Annotated in this window: 16 protein-coding genes; 4 read left to right on the top strand and 12 right to left on the bottom strand. The window is 73.7% G+C overall.

Annotation, left to right across the window (positions count from 1 at the left end):
• The 10 genes from ACFVS6_RS09630 to ACFVS6_RS09585 all read right to left on the bottom strand — a co-directional run bounded on the left by ACFVS6_RS09630 (window position 1) and on the right by ACFVS6_RS09585 (window position 9,442).
• Window positions 1-402 carry a hydrogenase maturation nickel metallochaperone HypA gene (locus ACFVS6_RS09630; protein WP_389702230.1) on the bottom strand — a complete coding sequence of 134 codons (402 nt, stop codon included), beginning with the start codon at window positions 400-402 and terminating at the stop codon, window positions 1-3.
• A 129-nt stretch (window positions 403-531) separates the two neighbouring features.
• Window positions 532-636: a DUF6893 family small protein gene (locus ACFVS6_RS09625; protein ID WP_385579298.1), complete on the bottom strand. Its 105-nt coding sequence runs from the start codon at window positions 634-636 to the stop codon at window positions 532-534.
• On the bottom strand, window positions 633-1,184 hold the full coding sequence (locus tag ACFVS6_RS09620) for a hydrogenase maturation protease (RefSeq protein WP_389702228.1): 552 nt from the start codon (window positions 1,182-1,184) through the stop codon (window positions 633-635). The genes ACFVS6_RS09625 and ACFVS6_RS09620 overlap by 4 nt, the downstream gene beginning before the upstream one ends.
• Window positions 1,181-2,617 carry a hypothetical protein gene (locus ACFVS6_RS09615; protein WP_389702500.1) on the bottom strand — a complete coding sequence of 479 codons (1,437 nt, stop codon included), beginning with the start codon at window positions 2,615-2,617 and terminating at the stop codon, window positions 1,181-1,183. The genes ACFVS6_RS09620 and ACFVS6_RS09615 overlap by 4 nt, the downstream gene beginning before the upstream one ends.
• A 35-nt stretch (window positions 2,618-2,652) precedes the next feature.
• A complete protein-coding gene (locus tag ACFVS6_RS09610) occupies window positions 2,653-3,393 on the bottom strand; it encodes a DUF6084 family protein (RefSeq protein WP_389702226.1) in 741 nt (246 codons plus the stop codon).
• Complete coding sequence (locus tag ACFVS6_RS09605; protein ID WP_389702224.1) at window positions 3,390-4,061, bottom strand: DUF5947 family protein; 672 nt, start codon at window positions 4,059-4,061, stop codon at window positions 3,390-3,392. The genes ACFVS6_RS09610 and ACFVS6_RS09605 overlap by 4 nt, the downstream gene beginning before the upstream one ends.
• On the bottom strand, window positions 4,058-4,630 hold the full coding sequence (locus ACFVS6_RS09600; RefSeq protein ID WP_389702223.1) for a hypothetical protein: 573 nt from the start codon (window positions 4,628-4,630) through the stop codon (window positions 4,058-4,060). The genes ACFVS6_RS09605 and ACFVS6_RS09600 overlap by 4 nt, the downstream gene beginning before the upstream one ends.
• Complete coding sequence (locus ACFVS6_RS09595; RefSeq protein ID WP_389702221.1) at window positions 4,627-6,411, bottom strand: nickel-dependent hydrogenase large subunit; 1,785 nt, start codon at window positions 6,409-6,411, stop codon at window positions 4,627-4,629. The genes ACFVS6_RS09600 and ACFVS6_RS09595 overlap by 4 nt, the downstream gene beginning before the upstream one ends.
• Before the next feature lie 63 nt (window positions 6,412-6,474).
• Window positions 6,475-7,530, bottom strand: a complete 1,056-nt coding sequence (locus ACFVS6_RS09590; protein ID WP_389702219.1) for a hydrogenase expression protein HypE — start codon at window positions 7,528-7,530, stop codon at window positions 6,475-6,477.
• Window positions 7,531-7,618: 88 nt separating this feature from the next.
• Window positions 7,619-9,442 (bottom strand): hydrogenase maturation protein, encoded by a 1,824-nt coding sequence (locus ACFVS6_RS09585; protein ID WP_389702217.1) that lies wholly within the window; start codon window positions 9,440-9,442, stop codon window positions 7,619-7,621.
• A gap of 260 nt (window positions 9,443-9,702) precedes the next feature.
• On the opposite strand from ACFVS6_RS09585, the gene ACFVS6_RS09580 reads away from it, so the two are divergent.
• The 4 genes from ACFVS6_RS09580 (at window position 9,703) to ACFVS6_RS09565 (ending at window position 16,709) form a co-directional block, all read left to right on the top strand.
• Complete coding sequence (locus ACFVS6_RS09580) at window positions 9,703-10,212, top strand: hypothetical protein (RefSeq protein WP_389702215.1); 510 nt, start codon at window positions 9,703-9,705, stop codon at window positions 10,210-10,212.
• 117 nt (window positions 10,213-10,329) lie between these two features.
• Window positions 10,330-10,791 carry a hypothetical protein gene (locus ACFVS6_RS09575; protein ID WP_389702214.1) on the top strand — a complete coding sequence of 154 codons (462 nt, stop codon included), beginning with the start codon at window positions 10,330-10,332 and terminating at the stop codon, window positions 10,789-10,791.
• A gap of 125 nt (window positions 10,792-10,916) precedes the next feature.
• Entirely contained in the window at window positions 10,917-13,394 is a 2,478-nt protein-coding gene (locus ACFVS6_RS09570) for a tetratricopeptide repeat protein (RefSeq protein WP_389702212.1), read from the top strand.
• An 84-nt stretch (window positions 13,395-13,478) separates the two neighbouring features.
• Window positions 13,479-16,709 carry a CHAT domain-containing protein gene (locus ACFVS6_RS09565; RefSeq protein WP_389702210.1) on the top strand — a complete coding sequence of 1,077 codons (3,231 nt, stop codon included), beginning with the start codon at window positions 13,479-13,481 and terminating at the stop codon, window positions 16,707-16,709.
• Between the two features lie 23 nt (window positions 16,710-16,732).
• Here ACFVS6_RS09565 and ACFVS6_RS09560 read toward each other — a convergent pair whose 3' ends face one another.
• A complete protein-coding gene (locus tag ACFVS6_RS09560) occupies window positions 16,733-18,484 on the bottom strand; it encodes a CATRA conflict system CASPASE/TPR repeat-associated protein (RefSeq protein WP_389702208.1) in 1,752 nt (583 codons plus the stop codon).
• Window positions 18,477-20,222, bottom strand: a complete 1,746-nt coding sequence (locus ACFVS6_RS09555) for a CATRA system-associated protein (protein ID WP_389702206.1) — start codon at window positions 20,220-20,222, stop codon at window positions 18,477-18,479. The genes ACFVS6_RS09560 and ACFVS6_RS09555 overlap by 8 nt, the downstream gene beginning before the upstream one ends.
• Window positions 20,223-20,533: the final 311 nt, after the last annotated feature.

Below are 20,533 nucleotides of genomic sequence, written 5' to 3'. Positions count from 1 at the left end.
TCAGGCCTCCTCGGAGATCGGTTCGCGGGTACGGGCCGGTTCGCCGCCCGGGCCGTCCTCCCAGGTCACGCTGAGGATCCGCAGTTCGCGGCCCGACAGCAGCTCCACGCCGGTGGCCCGTCCGCACCCCGGGCAGCACAGCCGCGGCGGCATGCCGACCGCCCATTCGTCCGCGCATTCCGCGCAGCGGGCGCGGGCCGCCTCGGACACGGTGACCAGCTCGGCGCCTTCGAGGACGGTGCCGGCGCAGGCCAGCTCGAAGCAGAAGGCGAGGGCGTCCGGCACCACACCGGCCAGCTCCCCGACCTGGAGCCTGACGAGGGTGACGGCGCTCGCCCCACCCGTCTCGGCGGCCTCTTCCACCTGGCCCACGACGGCCATGGCGATCGACATCTCGTGCATCGGGACTCCGTCCTGCCGGGGCTCATTACAGCGGCAGGACCCGGGAGCCGGGGTCGGGCACGCCGACGCCCCGCACGCCCCGTACGCCGTTCGGGTGCGCCGGGGCGGCCGGTCGGAAGGTACCGGGTGTCACATCCTGCGCAGCCGCAGGTAGCGCCTGATGTCGGGCAGCAGCTGCGTGAGCACGGCGACGATCGCGGCGGCGGCCGCTCCGCCGACGAAGGCCTTCTTCATGGGATCCTCCTCGGTTCGCGCGCGGGGTGCGCGGTGGTCTGCGCGTCCGGGCCGGGCCCCGGACGCTGGGCGTCCCGGACGAGCTCCAGGACCGTACGTACGGCCTCCGGTACGGCGGCGGCCACCGGGGCGCTCAGCCCGATGCCCTCCTCGACCGAGGCGGGTTCGCAGCCGACGACCAGGGTGCGCCGCGGCGGGGTGGAGCCGGTGCCCGCGCACAGCGTGCCCAGCAGGGCCAGCACCGAGTCCGGCGACATGTGGTGACCGTCGAGGACGGCGCCGCCTGGCGGGCCGTCGCCCGCCTCCCCGGCGTCGATCAGGTACACGGTGCCCGGGGCCCCGCCGCGCGCGGTGGCGTCGATCAGGACGAGCGTGTCGTAGCCGTCCAGGAGCTGGTAGGCGAGGTGGACCCCGCGCACCCCGAAGTCCACCACCTCGACGTGGTCGGGCAGCGGGTGCGCCGACAGCGCGCGTACGGCCTCGACGCCGAAGCCGTCGTCGCCGAGGAAGACGTTGCCGATGCCCGCGACCAGGACGGCGCCGCTCACGCGTCCTCCAGGGGGGCGACCTCGTCGGGCTGGAAGTAGAGGAACCGGCCCTGCTCGCGGCGGATGTCCGCACCAGGGTCGCCCTCCACCGTGACGGCGAGGTGCACTCCGCCGTCGACGTCGTGCAGGACGGCCTCGACCAGGGCGGGGCGGTCCCGCAGGAACAGGTCCTGCGCGTCCGTCGGTCGCAACCCCGGGCGCAGCAGCACCCGGCTGCCGACGCCCACGGCGACGCCGTCGATCGTGATCCGGTCCGGCACCGGGTCGAGCGCGTCCGGCCGGGCCGGATCCCACCACGGGGCGTCCGGGCGGAACACCGCCTCCTCGGAGGGGACCTCGCGGATCTCCGGCGGGAGGTCACGGATCTCCGGCGGCCCCTCGCCGGTGACCTCCCGCAGCGCGCGGACCGCGCCGTGCAGCCGTTCCAGGACCTCGGGCGGCATGGACTCCGCGAGGTCGATCACGGCGGCCGCCCGGGGATCCGTACCGCGGGCCTCGCGCTTCTCCCGGTCGGTGAGGACCGCCGTGCGCAGGGTGAGGATCTCGTCGATCTCCAGGGCGTCGTACATGGCCCCGGCGCTCTCCGGCGCGATGGCCGGATGGTCCTCCAGGATGATCGGGGAGGAGAGGACCACGTCGGCGCGGCCGCCGTCGCCCGCGAGGACGGGCCAGGTCCGCAGGTTGACGCAGCCGGCGACGGCGGCCCGGGCCCATTCGGGCGGGTCGGTCATCGACAGGAACGATCCGGCGTCGAGCCCCAGCAGGAGGTGGGCGGCGACCAGCGACCGGGGCAGGGCGGACTCGCGCGCGTCGCCTTCGCCCTCCGGGGTCCACGGGCTGGTGTTCTCCACGACCGCGGTGAGCCTCAGTACCCGGTAGGGGCCGTCGAGTTCGGTGGCGCGGAGCCTCACGAGACCACTGACCCGCTCGGTGCGCCGCACCAGTCGCCCCACCGTCCGGCCGTCGGCGTCCACGACCTCCTCGGTGTCCTCTCGGGCGGGCCGGGAGAAGGGCAACACGATCCCCGCCCCGCAGAGTTCGGCGACCGGGACCTCGTGGACGACCCGCTCCTCCGTCCCCTCGTCCCACGGCACCAGCACCCGGTCCTCCAGATGCAGTTCGTCGGTCGCGGTGAACGAGCCGTCGGACCGCAGCCGTTGGACGGTGCGCCGCTGGGCGTGCAGGAAGCGCAGCTCCAGGGCGAGGGCGGCGGCGCCCCGCGGCTCCATCAGCAACTCGGTCTGCTGGAAGGAGTGCTCCTCGTGCCTCGGGGCCCAGGCCGGTGGCACGAGCACGCCGAACTGCCAGCGCAGCCGGTTCTTCGCGGCCGACGCCCGGTACGGATACAGGACGTACCCCTCGAACAGGACGGCGTCGGCCACCTGCCGGGCGGTCGCGAAGCGCGTGTCCCCGGCGGTCGTCGCGGGCGGCACGGGAGCCGCGCCGGCCGCGGTCGAGGTGGTGGCGGTCACGGGGTGGTCCTCTCCGCGGCGCGCGGCAGGACCGCGCCGGCCCAGGCGGGCCGGTCGGGCGTCCGCCCGTCCGGCGGGGGAGCGGCCGTGGTCGCCGCGCTGTCGGCGGCCGCGCCGAGCAGCGACCGTACGGTCGCCTCCCAGGAGGAGAGCGCGTGCCGCGAACGGTAGGCGAGCAGCTCCTCCATGGCGTCCCGCGGCAGCCGCAGCCAGCCGCAGCCCGGGAAGTGCTGCTCGACCATCTCCCGCCACACCGCGACGGGCATCCGGTACGAGGCCTCGCGGTCCCAGGGCACCGGCTCGACGCGGAAGCCGCCGTCACCCGTGAACGCGGTGCCGGAGAACAGCATCAGCAGCGGGGCCTCGCCGTCCTCCAGGGCGTTGAAGTACCGGGTCGCCGCGATGTCCATGTCGTACGTGCAGGGCACCACCAGGTCGATCCCGGTCTCCCCGGTGAAGCTGGGCACCATGACCGACACCTGCGCGAACTGCACGGGCTGCAGGGTGCTGCCCCAGCGGGAGCGGGCGCCGAACAGGTCCGCCAACCCCTCGGCCTCGGCGGTCGCGTACCCGCGCCGGGCCGGCTCGATCCGCAGCTGGCACCGCAGGGCCAGCGCGTGCACCCGCACCCCGGGACCCGCCGTGATGCCGAGCCGGAAGACGAGCGTGGGCCCGGCGGCGTAGGCGTCGGCCCGCACGCCCTTGCACGTGAAGGTGAAGTCCGTCGTAGTCGTCATGACCGCGTCACCCCTTCCCCGGCTCCGGCCGGGACCCTCACCCGTCGCGCGACCTGCGCGAAGAAGGCGTCCAAGGCGGCCCGGGCCTCGGCCCCGCCGTCGAAGCCCTGCCACAACAGACGCATCCGCCCCACCAGCTCGTAGCAGATGTCGATCGGCACCAGATGGCACTCGGTGCGCCCCTCGGAGCGGCGCAACAGCAGTGCCTCCACGTCCGGTTCGAGCAGTGCGGCCAGTCGGCTGGAGCCGAGCACGGTCTGCCAGGTCCGCGGGTCGAGTTCGCTCTCGGTGGCTCCGGCCGGGCTCGGGTAGAGGGCGACCAGCCGGTCGAGCGCGGCGTTGCGGAAGAAGAACGCGACGCCGACCGGGATCTGCAACAGCTCCCAGGCGTTGTCGTCGAGCCGGTGCCCGGGATCGGTGAGGTAGCGGTCCGGGACGGCCCGGTACCGCCCGGTCACGGCGCCCGGCCGGTCGAACAGCAGGGCGCAGGCGGTGCAGGCGCAGACCAGCGCCCGCCGCTCGGTCTCCACCAGGTGACGGTGGCCGTCCTCGGGCACCACCACCCCGCACAGTTCGCAGGTCTCGGGGCGGGGCGGGCGGGGCCCCGTGAACCGGCGCAGGCCGCGCGGGGCGGCCTGCGCCGGGCCGGCCGCGGCGGGCCCGCTCACGGGACCCGCGCCGGTGCCGGCGGGCGGGCGGAGATCTGGAGCAGGGCCGGTTGCGGCGCGGCGGCCGCGTCGAGCTCCACCCGGGTCACCTCGGGGGCGAAGCAGGCGAGGGTGTCCTCGACCGTCCGCGGCGCACCGGAGCCGGCGGCGGACCCGGCTCCGGAGGAGCAGCCGCAGCCGGAACCCGAGGCCGCGGGCCGCAGCCGCAGGACCCCGGTGCCCTCGTCGAAGCCGACCAGCTCCACCGGTTCGCCCGCGTGGTCCAGGGCCCGCGCGATGCGGGTGTGCACGTCCTCCGGGTGCAGGTCGTGCAGGGCCAGCAGGCTCGCCACGAGCTCGTCGTCGAGCAGCTCCGCGGGCAAGGCGCCCGCCGGACCGTCCGCCGGTACGCCGCCGGCGGCGCCGAGCCGCTCCACGATCCGGGCGAGCCCGGCCCCGTAGAAGTCCATGAGGACGCGCACCAGTTCCTCGGCCGCCGCGCACGCCTCCCGGTCGCCGGACCCGGCGAGCCGGTCGAGGACCTCGTCCACCCGCCGGCCCGCCTGCCGGGCGTCGGTCGGGGCGCTCATCCGCCCAGTCCGCTCAGTCCGGTGGGCACGTGCATCGTCTTCACGGTCTTGCCGCCGCCCACGTACATGTGGACCCCGCAGGGCAGACAGGGGTCGAAGCTGCGCACGGCCCGCATGATGTCGATGCCCTTGAAGTTCTCCGGGGTGTTCTCCTCGAAGATCGGCGTGTTCTGCACCGCGTCCTCGTACGGCCCCGGTGTGCCGAACGTGTCGCGGGTGCTCGCGTTCCACGGGGTCGGCGGGTACGGGTGGTAGTTGGCGATCTTGCCGTCGCGGATCACCATGTGGTGCGAGAGGACCCCGCGCACGGCCTCGGTGAAGCCGACGCCCAGACCCTCGTCCGGCACCTCGAACTTCTCCCACGTCTGCGTGCGCCCGGCGCGGACCTCGGCCAGGCCCTTCTCGGCGCAGTGCAGCGCGATCGCGGCGGCGTACGCCTGGAAGTACGTGCGGGCGCGGTTGCGTTCCAGCGCGTTGCTCCACTTCGGGATCTTCCACTCGAAGCGGGTCTCGGGCTTGGTCATCGTCCGGGGGAGGGTGATGACGACGCTGTGCCCGGTGGCCTGGACGTAGTCGGTGTGGACGAGGCCGGACAGGGCCGTCGACCACAGGCGGGCGATGGGGCCGCCGCCGGTGTCCAGCGCGAGGTGGTCCTTGCCGTCGAACCAGCGGGGCGACATCACCCAGCTGTACTTGTCGTCGAAGTCGCGCTTCTGCGGGGCCGGGATGGTGTGCTGGTTCCACGGGTGGCGCGGGTCGACCGGGTTGCCGAGCGGGTCGTGCGTGACGAACTGCTCGCGGCCCTCCCAGTCGTCGTAGTACGAGCTGCCGAGCAGGATGCGGATGCCGAGGTTGATCTCGGTGAGGTCGTTGGTGACCAGCTTGCCGTCCACCACCACGCCCGGGGTGACGAACATCTTGCGTCCCCAGTCGGTCATGTTGGCGTACGTGAAGTCGCAGTGCTCGGGGTCGTTGAGCGCGCCCCAACAGCCCAGCAGCACCCGCCGCCGGCCGACCTCCTCGTAGCCCGGCAGGGCCTCGTAGAAGAAGTCGAACAGGTCGTCGTGCAGCGGCACCACGCGCTTCATGAACTCGCAGTACCGCATGAGGCGGCTCATGTAGTCCGTGAACAGCTGGACCGAGGCGATCGTGCCGACGCCGCCCGGGTAGAGCGTGGAGGGGTGCACGTGGCGCCCCTCCATCAGGCAGAACATCTCCCGCGTGTAGCGACTGACCTGGAGCGCCTCGCGGTAGAACTCGCCCTCGATGGGGTTGAGGGAGCGCATGATGTCGGCGATGGTCCTGAAGCCGTGTTCCCCGGCGTGCGGAGCGGGCGTGCGCTCGGCCAGCTCCAGGACGCCGGGGTTGGTCTCGCGGACCATCTTCTCGCAGTAGTCGACCCCGACCAGGTTCTCCTGGAAGATGTTGTGGTCGAACATGTACTCCGCGGACTCGCCCAGGTTGATGATCCACTCGGCGAGGTGCGGCGGCTTCACGCCGTACGCCATGTTCTGCGCGTACACGGAGCAGGTCGCGTGGTTGTCACCGCAGATCCCGCAGATGCGGCTGGTGATGAAGTGCGCGTCCCGGGGGTCCTTGCCGCGCATGAAGACGCTGTACCCGCGGAAGACCGAGGAGGTGCTGTAGCACTCCGCGACCCGCTTCTGCTTGAAGTCGATCTTCGTGTGGATGCCGAGACTGCCCACGATCCGGGTGATCGGATCCCAGGCCATCTCCACCAGACCGCTGCCGTCCGCGGCCGCCTTCGTCTTCGGTGCCATCGTCTGTGCCGTGACCCTTCTTGGGTGCGGAGTTCCTGAACGGGATGGGGACGTGCACGGGCGTCACCAGGGTGGGCGGTAGCCCGTGGTCAGCTTCCCGCCGGTGTGACGCCACTTCGGTTCCTGGTCCACGGTGTGCGCCGTGATCGCCCGCAGCCTGCGGACGACCGCCCCGTACGCGCCGCTGGCCCTGCTGGAGACCTTCGCGCCGGGAGGCTCGTCCATGAACGGCATGAACTTGTCGGGGAAGCCGGGCATCGTGCAGGCGATGCAGATGCCACCGACGTTCGGACAGCCGCCGATCCCGTTCATCCAGCCGCGCTTGGGCACGTTGCACTTGACGACCGGACCCCAACAGCCGAGCTTGACCAGACACTTGGGGGAGTCGTAGGTGTGCGCGAACTGGCCCTGCTCGTAGTACCCGGCCCGGTCGCAACCCTCGTGGACGGTCGCCCCGAACAGCCAGGTCGGACGCAGCTTGTCGTCCAACGGGATCATCGGGGCGGAGCCCGCGGCCTGGTACAGCAGGTAGGTCAGCGTCTCCGAGAAGTTGTCCGGCTGGATCGGGCAGCCCGGCACGCACACGATCGGGATGCCGGCCTTCGACTTCCAGTCCCAGCCCAGGTAGTCGGGCACGCCCATGGCACCGGTGGGATTGCCCTCCATCGCGTGGATGCCGCCGTACGTGGCGCAGGTGCCGATGGCCACGACCGCGAGGGCCTTGGGCGCCAGCCGGTCGATCCACTCGCTGGTGGTGATGGGCTGGCCGGTCGCCGGGTCGTCACCGAAACCGCACCAGTAGCCCTCGGGCTTGATGCTCTCGTTCGGGATCGAACCCTCGACGACGAGCACGAACGGGTCGATCTCGCCCCGCTCGCCCTTGAAGAACCACTCGATGAACGTGTCGGCGCCGCCGACGGGACCGCACTCGAAGTCGATCAGGGGCCAGTGCACGGCGATCTTGGGCAGACCGGGCAGCACCCCCATCACGATCTCCTCGATGCTCGGCTGCATCGCGGCCGTCAGCGACACGGAGTCGCCGTCACAGCTCAACCCCGCGTTGATCCAGAGGATGTGGATCGGGGGGTCCTCGACCGGGTCCTGCGTTGCTGCATCCACGGGGACGCCTCCTTGGGGCTCCTTGGGGAGAAGATCGGGAGGGGAGGGCGGAGGGGGTTGCCGGCCTCTCCGGATCCCACCTTTCTTGCTAACAGCCCGCCGGCCGGGGTGCTCCGTCATGTGCGGCCAGTCCAGTGACGCCGGCGGAACCGGAGCCGCGCTCACCCCCGGCCTCACGGGGGCCGGCGCCCGGCCGTACGGGGGCCGTCCGCGCGCCGTGCCGGCCCGGTACGGCGCGCGCCAGGTGCTCCGGCGTGGCCGCCGGCGTCTCCTTGCGCACGAAGGCCCGCCGCAGCGCGTGGTACGGAGCCCCGGGATCGAAGAAGGTCCGGCGCATCACGGCCAGCTCCGCCTCCCGATACGCGGCCAGCGGCCGGGCCGCCTCGTCCCGCTCGCGCCGCGCCTTCTTCGCCGCGATCCTGGACTGGGTGGCGGGCAGCGCCGCGAGCTGCGCCGCCAGCCGGGCCGTCTCGCCCGCGAACCCCGCCGGGGAGCACGGGAGCGTACGGTCGACCAGCCCGAGCCGGACGGCGGCGTCCGCGCTCAGCGGCAGCGCCTCCGAGACGAGCCGCCCCGCGACGCCGGCGCCGACACGGCGCGGCAGGGTGTACGTCCAGTACTCCGAACCGTGCAGGCCCATCAGGCGGTAGTGCGGGTTCAGCACGACCCCCGAACGGCACCACACCTCGTCGGCGGCGAGCGCCAGGAACGCCCCGCCGGCCGCCGCGTTGCCGCCGAGCGCGGCGACGACCAGCCGGTCGGTGGTGGTCAGTACTGCCTCCACCAGGTCGTCCATGGCGTTGATGTTGGCCCAGGACTCCTCGGCCGGGTCCTGCGCCGCCTCGATCACGCCCAGGTGGATGCCGTTGGAGAAGAAGTCCCGCCCACCGCCCAGGACCAGCACCGAGGTGGGCCGGGTACAGGCCGTCCGGTACGCCTCCAGCAGCCGCCGGCACCGGTCCGTGCTCATGGCCCCGCCGGGGAACGCGAACGACAGGAACCCCGTCTGTCCCTCCTCCCGGTAGCCGATGTCGGACCACGTGCTCCGGCCCGGGTTGGAGTGCAGCGGAGCCGGCCGCTCCCGCAGCGCGGGCAACCGGTCGCCGAGCGCGACGGTCGCGGGCAGCTTGAGCGGAACCGGGCCGCCGGGCGTGCGGCGGGCCCGCAGCTCCGGGATCCACACCGCGCCGTCGGTCGTGGCCCGGCACACCGCCCCCGCCCGGGTCGCGAGCAGTTCCCCGGGCCGGCCGCGCAGACGGTCCTCCGGGTGGCCGCCGTGCAGGTACCACTCGCCGCCGAGGAGCTCGTCCCGTACGCCCGGCTGGGAATCGGCGGCCCGCAGCATGCGCAGGACGCGCTCGGTGGAGTCCACCTCCCAGTCGACGCGTCGACACTCCTGACGCAGGTGGGGACGGCTCCGGGCGGTCGCCGGGTCCTGCGGTTGAGGGGTGTGCGCACCGGAGGCGAAGCGGTCGACGGCGAGCAGGACGGCCTTCAGGGCGGCGTCCGCGATCTCGCCCCGGTACAGGTCGCTCTTGCCGACCGGCGGCACGGCGCACTCCACGGAGGCCCACACGTCACCGGCGTCCATCTCCGCCACCGCCTGCAGGACGGTGACGCCCCAGCGGACCACACGCTCCTGCACGGCCCGGTCGAGTGACGAGGGACCCCGGTCGCCGACCGGCCCGGGATGGACGACCAGGCAGGTGTGCGACGCCCACACCTCCTCGGGCAGCGCCGTCCTGAGCATCGGCGCGATCACCAGGTCGGGTGCGTGGCGGCGCACCGCGTCCGTCAGGCAGACGTGGGGCAGGGCCAGTTCGACCGCCACCCGGTGGCCGTGGTCCCGCAGCTCGGCGTGGACCCGCTGCGTGAGACTGTTGAACGCACTCGCGACGAGCAGGACGTACACGTGGACTCCCAGCGGCGGCCCGACGCCGGAACGGCATGGCGCCCGGCCTGATTCGCGGTTCGTGACCGGAACATGACCGGCCGCCTGAGATGGTCGGGTACGGCCACGGCGCGCCGCCCGCAACCGTGCGGGGCTGTCACTCGAAAGCGCGCCCCCGAGGGGCCGCTCGGCCGCAGCCCGCGGCCGGGCCCGATCGCCCGCCCCGGAGCCGGGCTGTGTTGCTCCCGGGGTCCGCCACGAGCGCGCCGTACGGTGGGCCCGTGGCGCAACGCACGGCAGACGAGGTGGACCCGCAGACGGCCGCGGCCCACCTCAAGGAACGGCTCTACGCGACGATCACCATGATCTCCGTCGTCATCGGACTCGCGGGCAGCGACCACGTGGACGCCCTCGGCGCCGCCCTGACGGTGCTCACGGCCTCGGCAGGCCTGTGGCTGGCCGCCTTCGTCGCCGACCAGCAGGCCCACCGGGTGACGCACGGAGCCCTCGCCCGGGGCCGTGAGCTGCGCACCATGCTCTTCGTCAGCAGCCCGCTCCTGCTGTCCGCGGTCGGCCCGTTGATCCTGATCGGGCTCTCCGCCCTCGGCGTGATGCACGTCGATACGGCCCTCCTCACGGCGGCCGCGGTCAACGTCGCCACCCTGTTCGCCTGGGGTTGCTACGGAGGCATCCGAATGGGCGGCGGCACCGCCTTCGCCCTCCTGGCGGGCGGCATCGACGCGGCGATCGGCACGGCGGTCGCCGCGGTCAAGGTGGCCGCCGGCCACTGACCGGCGCGCGGGCGCCGGACCCCGTCGTCCGCGGATCGGGTCAAGCGGCTGTCACCCCGTCAACCGGACCGCTACCTTTGCCGGTACGGACGACGGGGAACGACCGGGGGGCACCGAATGCTGGACCAAGCTCTGACGGCACTGGCGGCGGCTGCGGGGACGGCCGTGGCCGCGGCGGCGGGCACCGACGTGTGGTCCGGCCTGCGCGGGTCGTTGGCCCGCTGGTTCGGGGCGGGGGACACCGAACGGGAACAGGACGCCCTGGACCGGCTGGACCGGACCGCGGCCACCCTCGGATCGACGCCGCCCGCGGAGGTCGACCAGGCCCGAATCCGTCAGGAAGCCTCCTGGCAGGCCCGGATCGAGGACGCACTGGAGGACCTCCCCGCCGAGGAACGCGAGCGGGCGGCCGACCTGCTCCGCACCCTGCTCGCCGGGGCGGCGCCGCCCGCCGCCGGGCCCGGAGCCGTATCCGTCACCGGGGACGTCCGCGCCGACCGGGGTTCCATCGCCGCCGCCGTGATCCACGGAGGTGCCACCGTCGGAACCCCTCACCAGCCGGCTCCGGAAGAGGGCTGATCGGACCGGCCGGCGCAAGCCCCCAAGCCCCCTCACGGCCGAAGCCCGTCGGCGTCCGACCGGCTCCCGGCACGCAGGCGACGGAACGCAGCCTCGCCGTCGGGTACGCCGCCCCCGGCAGCCGGGTGACCTACGTCGCCGCACCGCCGCGCGGGGTGAACCTGCCCCACCAGGTCGGGGTACTGCCCCGACAGGCGGACTGCTTCCAACAACGCGCCGCCCTGCGGCACCTGAACCGGGCGTTCGGGCCCGACGAGGCGGACAATGAGCGCGCCGCCTGCCTGGTGCTGACCGGACTGGGCGGGGTGGGCAAGACCCAGATCGCGGCCCACCACGCGCGGGAGGTCTGGCGGGCGGGACACGTGGACCTGCTCGTCTGGATCACCGCGGGTTCACGGGAAGCCGTGGTGTCCGCCTACGCCCAGGCCGCGACCGAGGTGCTCGGCACCGACGCGTCCGACCCCACCCGCGCCGCCCAGGCGTTCCTGGCCTGGCTGGAGCCCAACGCCGCGAGCCCCGCAGTACCGTGGCTGGTCATCCTGGACGACCTTCGTGACCCCGCCGACCTGCGCGGCCTGTGGCCGCCGGTCAGCCCGTGCGGCAGGACGCTGGTCACGACGCGACGCCGTGACGCGGCCCTCACCGGCACCGGCCGACGGCTCGTCCCCGTCGGGCTGTTCACACCGGCCGAAGCCGTCGCCCACCTGAGCGACGTACTCGCCTCGCACGACCGCACGGAGCCGCTCGCGCAACTGACCGCGCTGGCCGAGGATCTCGGCCGGCTCCCCCTCGCGCTCTCCCAGGCGGCCGCCTACCTGGTGGACACGGACCTGGACTGCGCCGCCTACCGGGCCCTGCTCTCGGATCGAGGACCCGCCATGGGCTGTCTGCTCCCCGACCCCGCCGGCCTGCCCGACGACCAGTCCACCTCGGCGGCGGCCGCCTGGTCGCTGTCCATCGACCGCGCGGACCAACTGCCCCCGGCCGGTCTGGCCCGCCCCATGCTGCAACTCCTCTCGGTGCTCGACCCCAACGGCATTCCGGCGGTGGCCCTCACCTGCGGGCCCGCCCTCGACCACCTGACCCGTGCGGCCCCCGGCGGCGGGTACGGGGCGCAGGACGCCGTGCAGGCGTTGCGCGCCCTGCACCGGCTGAGTCTCATCGACCACACACCGGCCCAGCCGCACCGGGTCGTCCGGGTCCACCAACTCGTCCAGCGCACCACCCGGGAGTCCCTCGACGACGAGGGCCGGCTCCGCCTCGGCCGGGACGCCGCGGACGCACTCCTGGCCGCCTGGCCCGGCATCGAACGGGACCCCCAGCTCGCCGAGGCGCTGCGGGCCAACGCGGCCGCCCTGCTCCGCTGCGCCGAGGACGCCCTCTTCCACGGCGGAACGCATCCCCTCCTGCTGCGCATGGGACAGAGCCTCGGCGAATCGGGTCGGCTCGGGGAGGCCATCGCCCACCACCGGCAACTGGAGGAGACGAGCCGGGGCCGACTGGGACCCCTGCACCCCGACACCCTCACGGCCCGTCACGAGCTGGCGCAATGGATCGCCCGGGCCGGGGACCCCGTCGAATCCGCCGAGCTCTTCGCCACCCTGGTGGCCGACCGGGAGCGCGTCCTGGGCCCCGACCACCCCGACACCCTGCTGACCCGGGGCAGCCTCACGCAACGGATCGGCGAGGCGGGCGACCCGGCGGCGGCCGTCGCGGGGTTCGCCGTACTGCTCGTCGACATGAGCCGGGTACTGGGTCCCGACCACCCTTACACGGTCAACGCCATGCACATCCAAGCGTGTTGGCGGGGAGAGGCGGGGGACGAGCAAGGGGCGGTCACCGGTCTGCTCGACGCACTGGAGCGGATGGGACGCGTCCTCGGCCCCGACCATCCGCGCACCCTGACGGCCCGCCACGACACCGCCCGCTGGCGGATGAAGGCGGGTCTCGCCGACCGGGCCGTACTCGACCTGGAGGAACTCCTCGCCGACCGGGAACGCGTGCTGGGCCGCGACCACCCGGACACCCTGCTCACCCGGCACCACCTGGCCCGTTTCAGGGGATTCGCCGGGGACGCCGCGGGTGCGGTGTCGGGCCTGGAAGAGCTGATCCCGGACCTCAGGCGCGTCCTGGGCGAGGACCACCTCCGCACCCTCAGCGCCCGGCACAGCCTCGCCGAATGGATGGGCCGCGGCGGCGACGCGCAGGGGGCGGTCGCCGGGCTCCGGTCCCTGCTTGCCGATATCACCCGCCTCCTCGGGTCCGACCACCGGAGGACCCTCAACACCCGTCTCTTCGTCGCCGATTGGCAGGGGTGGAGCGGTGACGTGGAGGGAGCCGTGGCAGCTCTGGAGGAGCTGCGCGACCACACGGCGCGCAGTCGGGGCGTCGAGCACCGCCGTACGCTCCTCACCAGGGCCTTCCTCGTCGAGTGGCGGGGCCGCCTCGCGGGCCCGGAACTGGCGCTGACGGGTCTGGAGGAGCTCCTCGCGGACATGACCCGGATCCGCGGGGCCGACGACCCCCACACGCTCCGGATCCGCGACCGTCTCGCGGAATGGCGGGCCGGTACGCCGCCCTGGGGGCCGCCCCCGACGCCCTGAAGCCTGCCCCGGCCTCCATCCGCCGGGGCCCTACCCGGCCTGGACCCGGAAAATTCCGCCGTACGCCCCGAGGAGTCAAGCCGCATGCCCGCTCCCGACCTCCGGACGCGTCTGACCGAACGGATCGTCGCCTACCAGCAGACGCAGGACCGGCGGTTCCTGTTCGGCCCCGAAGTCGACGCCGAACTCGCCGAGATGGCCCGGACCGTCGCGACCTCCCGTCCGCCCCGGACCGCGCGGGGTCGGCAACGGATGTCGCAGCTCTACCATGCCGCGGCATGGGTCCACTTCCACCGATACGACCGCAGCCCCGGCGAGGACGGCTTCGCGGACCTCGCACTGGCCGTCTTCCACCTCACCCCGCTCATGGGCATCGACGCCGTGATCCCCGCCCCGTTGTTGCCGGTGCTGGGCAAGGACCCCGATCCCCGGGCCCAGCTGGAGTTCGTCGTGATGCTCCTCGAACGGGGGCCGGCCTTCGTCGACGACAGTTTCACCGCAACCGCCATGGCGCTGCTGCACGGCGCTGCCGAGCGGGCCACGGACCCGGCGCACCGGGCCGAACTGACGAGCCGGCTGGGCGACGCGCACCGGGCACGCGCCCACGCGCGCCTGGGGGCCGACCGCTCCGACCTGGACCGCGCGGTGACCTTGTGCCGGACCGCCGTCGACATCGCCCCGCCGGACCCCGTGATCCGGGTCCGGTTGCGGCAGCGCCTCGGTCTGGCCCTGCAGTCCCGTCACCAGTTCGGTGGGGCACCGTCCGACCTCGCGGAGGCGGTGACCCTCCTGGAGGACGTGGTGCGGGAGACGCCACCCGGTGACGCGGACCTGCCGCTGAGGCTCGTCGACCTCGCCACCGCTCTGCACCACCGGCACGGCCTCGACGAGAACCCGTCCGACGCGTACCGTGCCGTCGACGTCATGACCGAGGCGATGCGCCTGGGGCCGTCCCGACCCTCCGATGCCGAGTGGTGCCACCGACACTTCCAGTCGATCCTGAACCGGAAGTACCTGCTGTCCGGACGGCCCGAGGACGGCGACCGCGCGGTGGAGCACGGTGAGAGGGCACTGGCGCTGCTACCCGCCGGCACCACGGACGGCAGAACCCGCGCCTCACGTCTCATGACCCTCGGCGCACTCTCGGAGAGCCATCTGATCCGCTACGACCACGAGGGCCGCTCCGTCGATCTCAACCGTGCGATCGACCTGGCCGAGCGCGGTCTCGCCGCGGCGGTTCTCCCGGCGGACCGCCCTTTCGCCGCTGCGCAGTTGGCGATCTGTCTCGTCGCCCGCGGCGCCCGCGACGAGCAGCTCGACGACATGGGCCGCGCGATCACCCTGCTGAGCGAAGCCATCGCCGGTACACCCGAACGTCACCCGTCCCTGGCGGAGATGTACACCGGCCTGGGCACCGCCTACTTCAGCCGCTACGCGATCCGGAAGGACCTGCGGGACCTCGATCTCGTCGTCGACACGGCGGCCCGGGCCCTGCGCGGTACGCCGGCGGGCACCAGGAGCGCCACCGCGCGGCGCTCCAACCTCGGACATGCCCACCTCGCCCGATACCGGCGGTCGCGGCAGCCGCACGACCTGGACCGGGCGGTCGAACATTGCGTCGGCGCCCTGCGGGAGCTGACCCCCGACGCGTCCCGCGGGCCCGGTGGGCTCAAGACGTCCGGTCTCGCCGCGTCGGCGCTCCTGGAGCGGTTCCTGAAGGAACCGAGCGCCGCGGACCGGGCACACGCCGCCTTCCTGCTCGACCGTACGTGGGGCCCGCCCGCGGCTTCCCACGCCCGCGTCCAGTACCTCCAGGCGGTGGGGGGCCTCGCCCTCGCCGCCGGCCGGCACGACCGTGCGGCGCAGCTCCTGGACGAGGCCGCGCTGATGCTCCCGGCGGCCGTACCCGATTCGACGGCCCCGATCGACCTGATCCTGCCCCTCACCCTCCACCTCTTGATGGCCGAGTACGCCATCGAGGCCCACTGCGCCCTCGGCAGCCCCGCCGACGCACTCGCCTCGGCCGAACTCGCCCGCGGCGTCCTCACGAAGGGCGGGACGCGCCCGCCGGAGCGGGCCGACGGGAGCCCGCTCCTCGAAGGCGCCGCCCATGCCGCAGCCGCCCGGCGCCTCGGCGAAGTCCGCCGGGGACTGGCGTCGACGACGTCCCGGAACCCGCCGGGACGAGCCGCGGCCGACCCGGAAGCCGACCGCCGGACGTACGACGAGGCGTGTGCGTCGCTCCGGCAACGGCCCGGCCTGGCCCGGTTCCTGTTGCCCGAGGCCGTCTCCGGGCCGCGGCCCCCCGGGCCCCCCGGGGCGGTCGTCGTGGTCAGTCCCGGCCTGCGGACCGGCCACGCCCTGATCATCGGACCGGACGCGGAGCCGATCGCGCTGCCCCTGCCGGCCCTGACCCGGGAGGTCGTGAGCGGGTACACCGGGATTTTCGTCCAGGCGACCGGGCAGATCCCGGTGGTGTTGGAGGCCCGTCTGGCCGAGTTGCTGCCCGAGATCCTCGACTGGCTGTGGACAGCGGTGGGTGAGCCCGTCACCGCCCGGGTGCGGCAGCTGCTGCCCGGACCGCCTCCCAGGGTGTGGTGGATCCCCGTCGGGATTTTGTCCGTACTGCCTCTCCACACGGCCGGCCCGGCTGACGGCGGCCCCGGGTGCCTGGACGCCGTCGTCTCCTCGTACGCGCCGACCGTGCGCGGGCTGGTGCGCCCCCGCCCGGGTGCGGGTCGGTCCGGTCCGCGGCACCGACTCGTGGTCGCCGTACCGAACAGCCCGGGCATGCCGGAGCTGCCCGGAGCCCTGCGCGAGGCCCGGGAACTGGCGGCCCGCGGTGGTGAGGCCCTGCTGGACGCCGACCGGGCCGGTGTGCTGGCCGCCCTGCCGTCGGCGGACCTGGTGCACTTCGCCTGCCACGCCGGCACCAGACCCCTGTCGCCCTCGGAGGGCGCCCTGCACCTGAGCGACGGCACGCTGAGCATCGCCGAGATCAGCGCGCTGAACCTGGCGCACGCGGACCTGGCCTACCTGTCGGCCTGCTCCACGGGCCAGGGCGGCTGGCGATACGCGGGAGAGGCCCTGCACCTGGCGTCCGCGTTCCAGCAGGCGGGGTTCCCGCACGTCGTCTCCAGCCTGTGGCCGGTGTCCGACCCCGTGGCCGTGCGGTTCGCCCGCCGCTTCTACGAGGAACTCCCGGACACCACGGGCGCCGCCGCCGAGGCGTTGAACCGCACCGCGCGGTGGATGCGGGACCGCAACCCGGACCGCCCCGACCAGTGGTCGACCTTCGTGCACAGTGGACCCTGACCGGCCCGGGGGACCCGCCCGCCTCAGGGCGACGGGTCTCGGACGGGCAACGGATCGGGGGCGGACAGCACGCCCTCGGTCAGCCAGTCCTGACCCCGGTCGTCGACGAGGGCCCCGGCCACCCGGAGCCGTTGGGCGATCTTCCGGCGGCAGGCGGCGGTGTCCGACAACTGGATGAAGTTGCGGCCCGCCAGATCGGCGATGGGGCGGTGCGCGCCGACCCGGACGATCACCGTGCGCTCGGGGGCGTGGGCGAGGGCCATGCCCAGTTCGAGCAGGACGTTGGGGCGTGCCTGCATGCCGATCGAGGTCTCCTCGGGCGGATCTCCGGGGTCGCACAGCCCGGGGTGGAGTTGGACCACGTCCTCCGGCGTCAGCAGCACCACGACCGCGGCGGCCCGGCGGATGCCCTGCGCCACCACCTCCCCGAGGAAGGGACTGCCCTCACCGGTGGACTCCACGACGCTTTCCCATTCGAGGGGGTTCAGACCGAGCGAGCGCAGGAAGGCGAACATTCCGGCGCGCACGACGGACTCCCGTCCGTGGACGACGAACACGTTGCGGCGCGTTGTACGGGCGTCGGGGGAGCCGGGGCCCCGCGGGTCGGGGACCTCGGCAGGAGGCGTCGGGCCGGGCGCGGGCGCCGCCTCCCGGAGCCGGGGCGCTGCCACCGCGCCCGCTCCGCGCGTGGCCTCCCAGCGGTCCATGGCGTCCGTCAGGTAGCCCGTCTCGTCGTCGAGCGCCGCGAGCAGCCGGCTCGCGAGCGCGTGGTCGTCGGCGAGGAACCCCGCGTACGGGGGTGGAGCGCCCAGGGCCCGAGCCATGTTGTCGGACGCGATGTCCACGGTGCGACGCAACGAGCGCAACCTCGGGAGGAGTTGGCGGGCCTCGGCGATCAGCAGGGCGGGATCGCCCATCTCGCCGTGTTCCGACGGCCGCCCCGCGACGGCGCGTTCGGTGGCCTCCTCGATGAGCTCGCGCAGCAGCCCCGCCCGGCCGTCCCGGCGCCAGACGCGCAACTGGTAGCGCAGTTTGGCCGCGTGCAGGAGGTACCGGGCGAGCGGGGGCGTCGCGGTCCCGCCCGACGACCAGGCCCAGGCGCTGGCCGGGGCCTCGTCGTCCGCCCCGGCCACCAGCAGGATGTCCCGTCGGGGCCGTTCGTGGACGCCCGGATCGGGCTCCCACATGAACAACCGTTCGTGGACGACGGCCCCGCGCCGCTGCCACGCCGGATCGCGCGGGGGATCGGGCAGCCGGGCGGCCGGCCCGGCGACGATCTCGACGGGATCGGCCACGCCGGCGCCGTCACCGGTGACGGGCCGCGCGAGTCGGGCGAAACGGATCCGGGACTCCCCGATCAGCGGCGCGGTCCTGCCGTGGGAGACCGCGTTCCACTGGCGTTCGAGCAGCCGCCACCCGGGCCGTTCCGTACGCGGAGCCAGCGCCACCGAGAGGGACAGGACGTCATGATGGCGGCGCAGCACGGCCTGGTAGTGGTCGTCGGCCCGCTCCTGGGCGGCCACCGTACGGGTGCCCGCCGAGCCGTCCTCGGCCCGGGGCAGCTCGGCGGCCGACGCCGGCAGGTCACGGGGCAGTCCCGTGCCCGGGAGGGGCGACTCCATCGCGAACAGGTGCCGGCAGGCCGTCCAGATGTCGGCCACCGCGCGGTAGGCCGCGGCGGCGTGCGGTCCGCCGAGCGGCGCGAAGAGGTGCAGGACGAGGTGTTCGTCGAGGAGCTCCCCGGTCCCCGCCTCGGGGCGGCCCCCTTCAGTCACCGGCGGATCCGCCGCGACCGGGATCCGCCGGCCCGTCCGCCTGCTGCTGCGCGGCGCGGTGGACGAGGTCGTGCAGGAGGACGGCGACGCGATCCTGCAACCCCGGATCGGCGCCCTCCTCCTCGGGCGCCGGTCCGGACTTGATCATCCGGGACGGTGCCGCGTCCTCCAGGGCGGACGTGGCGTCCCTCAGGTCCTCGTGGGACCCGTCACGAAGAGCGCTCGCCAAGGCCTCCACGGCCCGCCGCACCCCCACCCAATCCGCCTCGGGAAGCTGCCACTTGAGACAGCCGGCCAGCACCTCGATGGCATCGGCGTAGTCCGTCGATCCGCCCTGCGCCGTGGTGGGTTCGTCATGTGAGGACATCGTGCGGGGTCCCTCCCGTCCGTCCGGCCGAAGGTCTTCGATTCTCGCACCATCGGACTGCGCGCGGAGGAAATCCGCGATGGCGGCGGGCCCGATCCGTCCGATGTCGCCGGGCCGCACCACCAGCCGAAGTTCCGGACAGATCAGACCCTTCCGCGCACGCGCCAAGAAGGAGCGCACCACCATCGTCAGCAGTTCCGGGGGAGTGGTGCCGTCCATGCGGGCCAGCCCGGAACCCACCAGGCCCATCGCCAGGGGGCGGCGGCGGCCGTGGCGGGCCACGTGGTCCCACAGGCGGTCGAGGCTCGACGTCAGGTGCTCGAAGGACGAGGCGGCCACCAGGTCGTTGCCCATCCTGCTGTAGGCGACGCCGAAGACCTGCCGGTCACCGGCCCACATCGGGACGACCGTTCCGATCGGGTACCTGATGAGCTTGCCCAGCCTCTTGCGCGACCTCGATTCGACCGAAGCCCGGGGTACGTGGCGCAGCGCGCGGCGCAGCTCGGCGTCGAGCCGGGTCCGGTCGTCATCGAACAGGGCGTGCAGCAACTGGCCCTGGAGACTGCCCCGGTTGATCACCCGGTCGTCGGTGGCCGTGTCGAAGGTGTCGCTGAACCCGATCACGAGGTCGGCGTCCGTCTGGTCGAACAGGTCGCCCGAGACGAGCACCACCGCGGTTCCGAGCAGCGGGAACTCCCCCCGCAGTACGGCCTCGCCCGCCCCGCCCACCTCGCGCACCCGGTCGCGGAGGGCGGACAGCGCACGGTCGAGTTCGGCGTCCTCGGCGGCGTGCTCGGCCAGTTCCTCGCCGACGGACAGGGCGGCCGAACTGTCCCCCACCTTCATGTAGGCCCGGAACAGATCCCGCTGGGCGGACTCCCGCAGGGCCCACAGCTGTCCCACGGGCCTCCGGGCGAAGTCGTACCCCTCGACGTCCTGGAGGGGTCGGACCCGCCACAGGGCGAGCGCTCTCGACAGGACGGTGACCGCCGAGGCGGCCGGTAGTCGTCGGCCCTCCGCGATCAGGGCCTGGAACTCCCACAGGTCGATCTGCTCCGTCCGCAGCGCCAGCCGGTACGCGCTGGGCCGTCCCGGCTCGGTGACGATCACCTCGTCGCCGCGACCGCCACGACCGGGAGAGAAGAGCCGGCGCAGGGCCAGGACGTGCTTCTGCACGGCCACCCGGTCACCGCGCCGCACCGGCAGGTCGACGCCCCACACGTCGTGGGCGATCTCGTCCACCGACACCGACTCGCCCCGCCCGAGCGCGAGCCGGGCCAGGACGGCGGTGGTCAACGGGGGTGGCGCGATCCGGTCCTCCCCGAGGCGCACCCGGGCCCGTCCGAACAGTGTCAGTCGGAGATTCTCCACGTGGCCCTCGCCGCCATTAGTCCCAACACCGGTGAACGCGGGGCCAGTTTAACGAGCAGCCGCCGGCGGGGCGGGCGGAAGCGAAGAGGAAGCACCCCGGCAGCGGGACGGCCCTTGTGGGGGAAGCGCGCCGGCGGGTCGAATCGGCGGGTCGACACACCACCTCACCAAGGAGTCGAAGATGCCGGCGACTGAACGGCGAACCGAACTGGCCTCACAGATGAAGGCCTTGACCGAATCCGCGGGCGGCCCCGTCTCGGTTTCGGTCGCCACCGGGGAAGTCAGGTCCGTCGCGGACCGTGTGGAACGCA

This window comes from Streptomyces sp. NPDC057939 (assembly GCF_042887545.1).
Taxonomy (GTDB): domain Bacteria; phylum Actinomycetota; class Actinomycetes; order Streptomycetales; family Streptomycetaceae; genus Streptomyces.
Note: the sequence above shows the minus strand (reverse complement) of the source record. Positions and strands in the feature narration are given on the sequence as shown.

Coding starts and splice junctions, on each gene's coding strand:
- ACFVS6_RS09600 (WP_389702223.1), bottom strand. CDS start 4,630: ATGAGCGCCCCGACCGACGCCCGGCAGGCGGGCCGGCGGGTGGACGAG.
- ACFVS6_RS09575 (WP_389702214.1), top strand. CDS start 10,330: ATGCTGGACCAAGCTCTGACGGCACTGGCGGCGGCTGCGGGGACGGCC.
- ACFVS6_RS09625 (WP_385579298.1), bottom strand. CDS start 636: ATGAAGAAGGCCTTCGTCGGCGGAGCGGCCGCCGCCGCGATCGTCGCC.
- ACFVS6_RS09595 (WP_389702221.1), bottom strand. CDS start 6,411: ATGGCACCGAAGACGAAGGCGGCCGCGGACGGCAGCGGTCTGGTGGAG.
- ACFVS6_RS09610 (WP_389702226.1), bottom strand. CDS start 3,393: ATGACGACTACGACGGACTTCACCTTCACGTGCAAGGGCGTGCGGGCC.
- ACFVS6_RS09630 (WP_389702230.1), bottom strand. CDS start 402: ATGCACGAGATGTCGATCGCCATGGCCGTCGTGGGCCAGGTGGAAGAG.
- ACFVS6_RS09565 (WP_389702210.1), top strand. CDS start 13,479: ATGCCCGCTCCCGACCTCCGGACGCGTCTGACCGAACGGATCGTCGCC.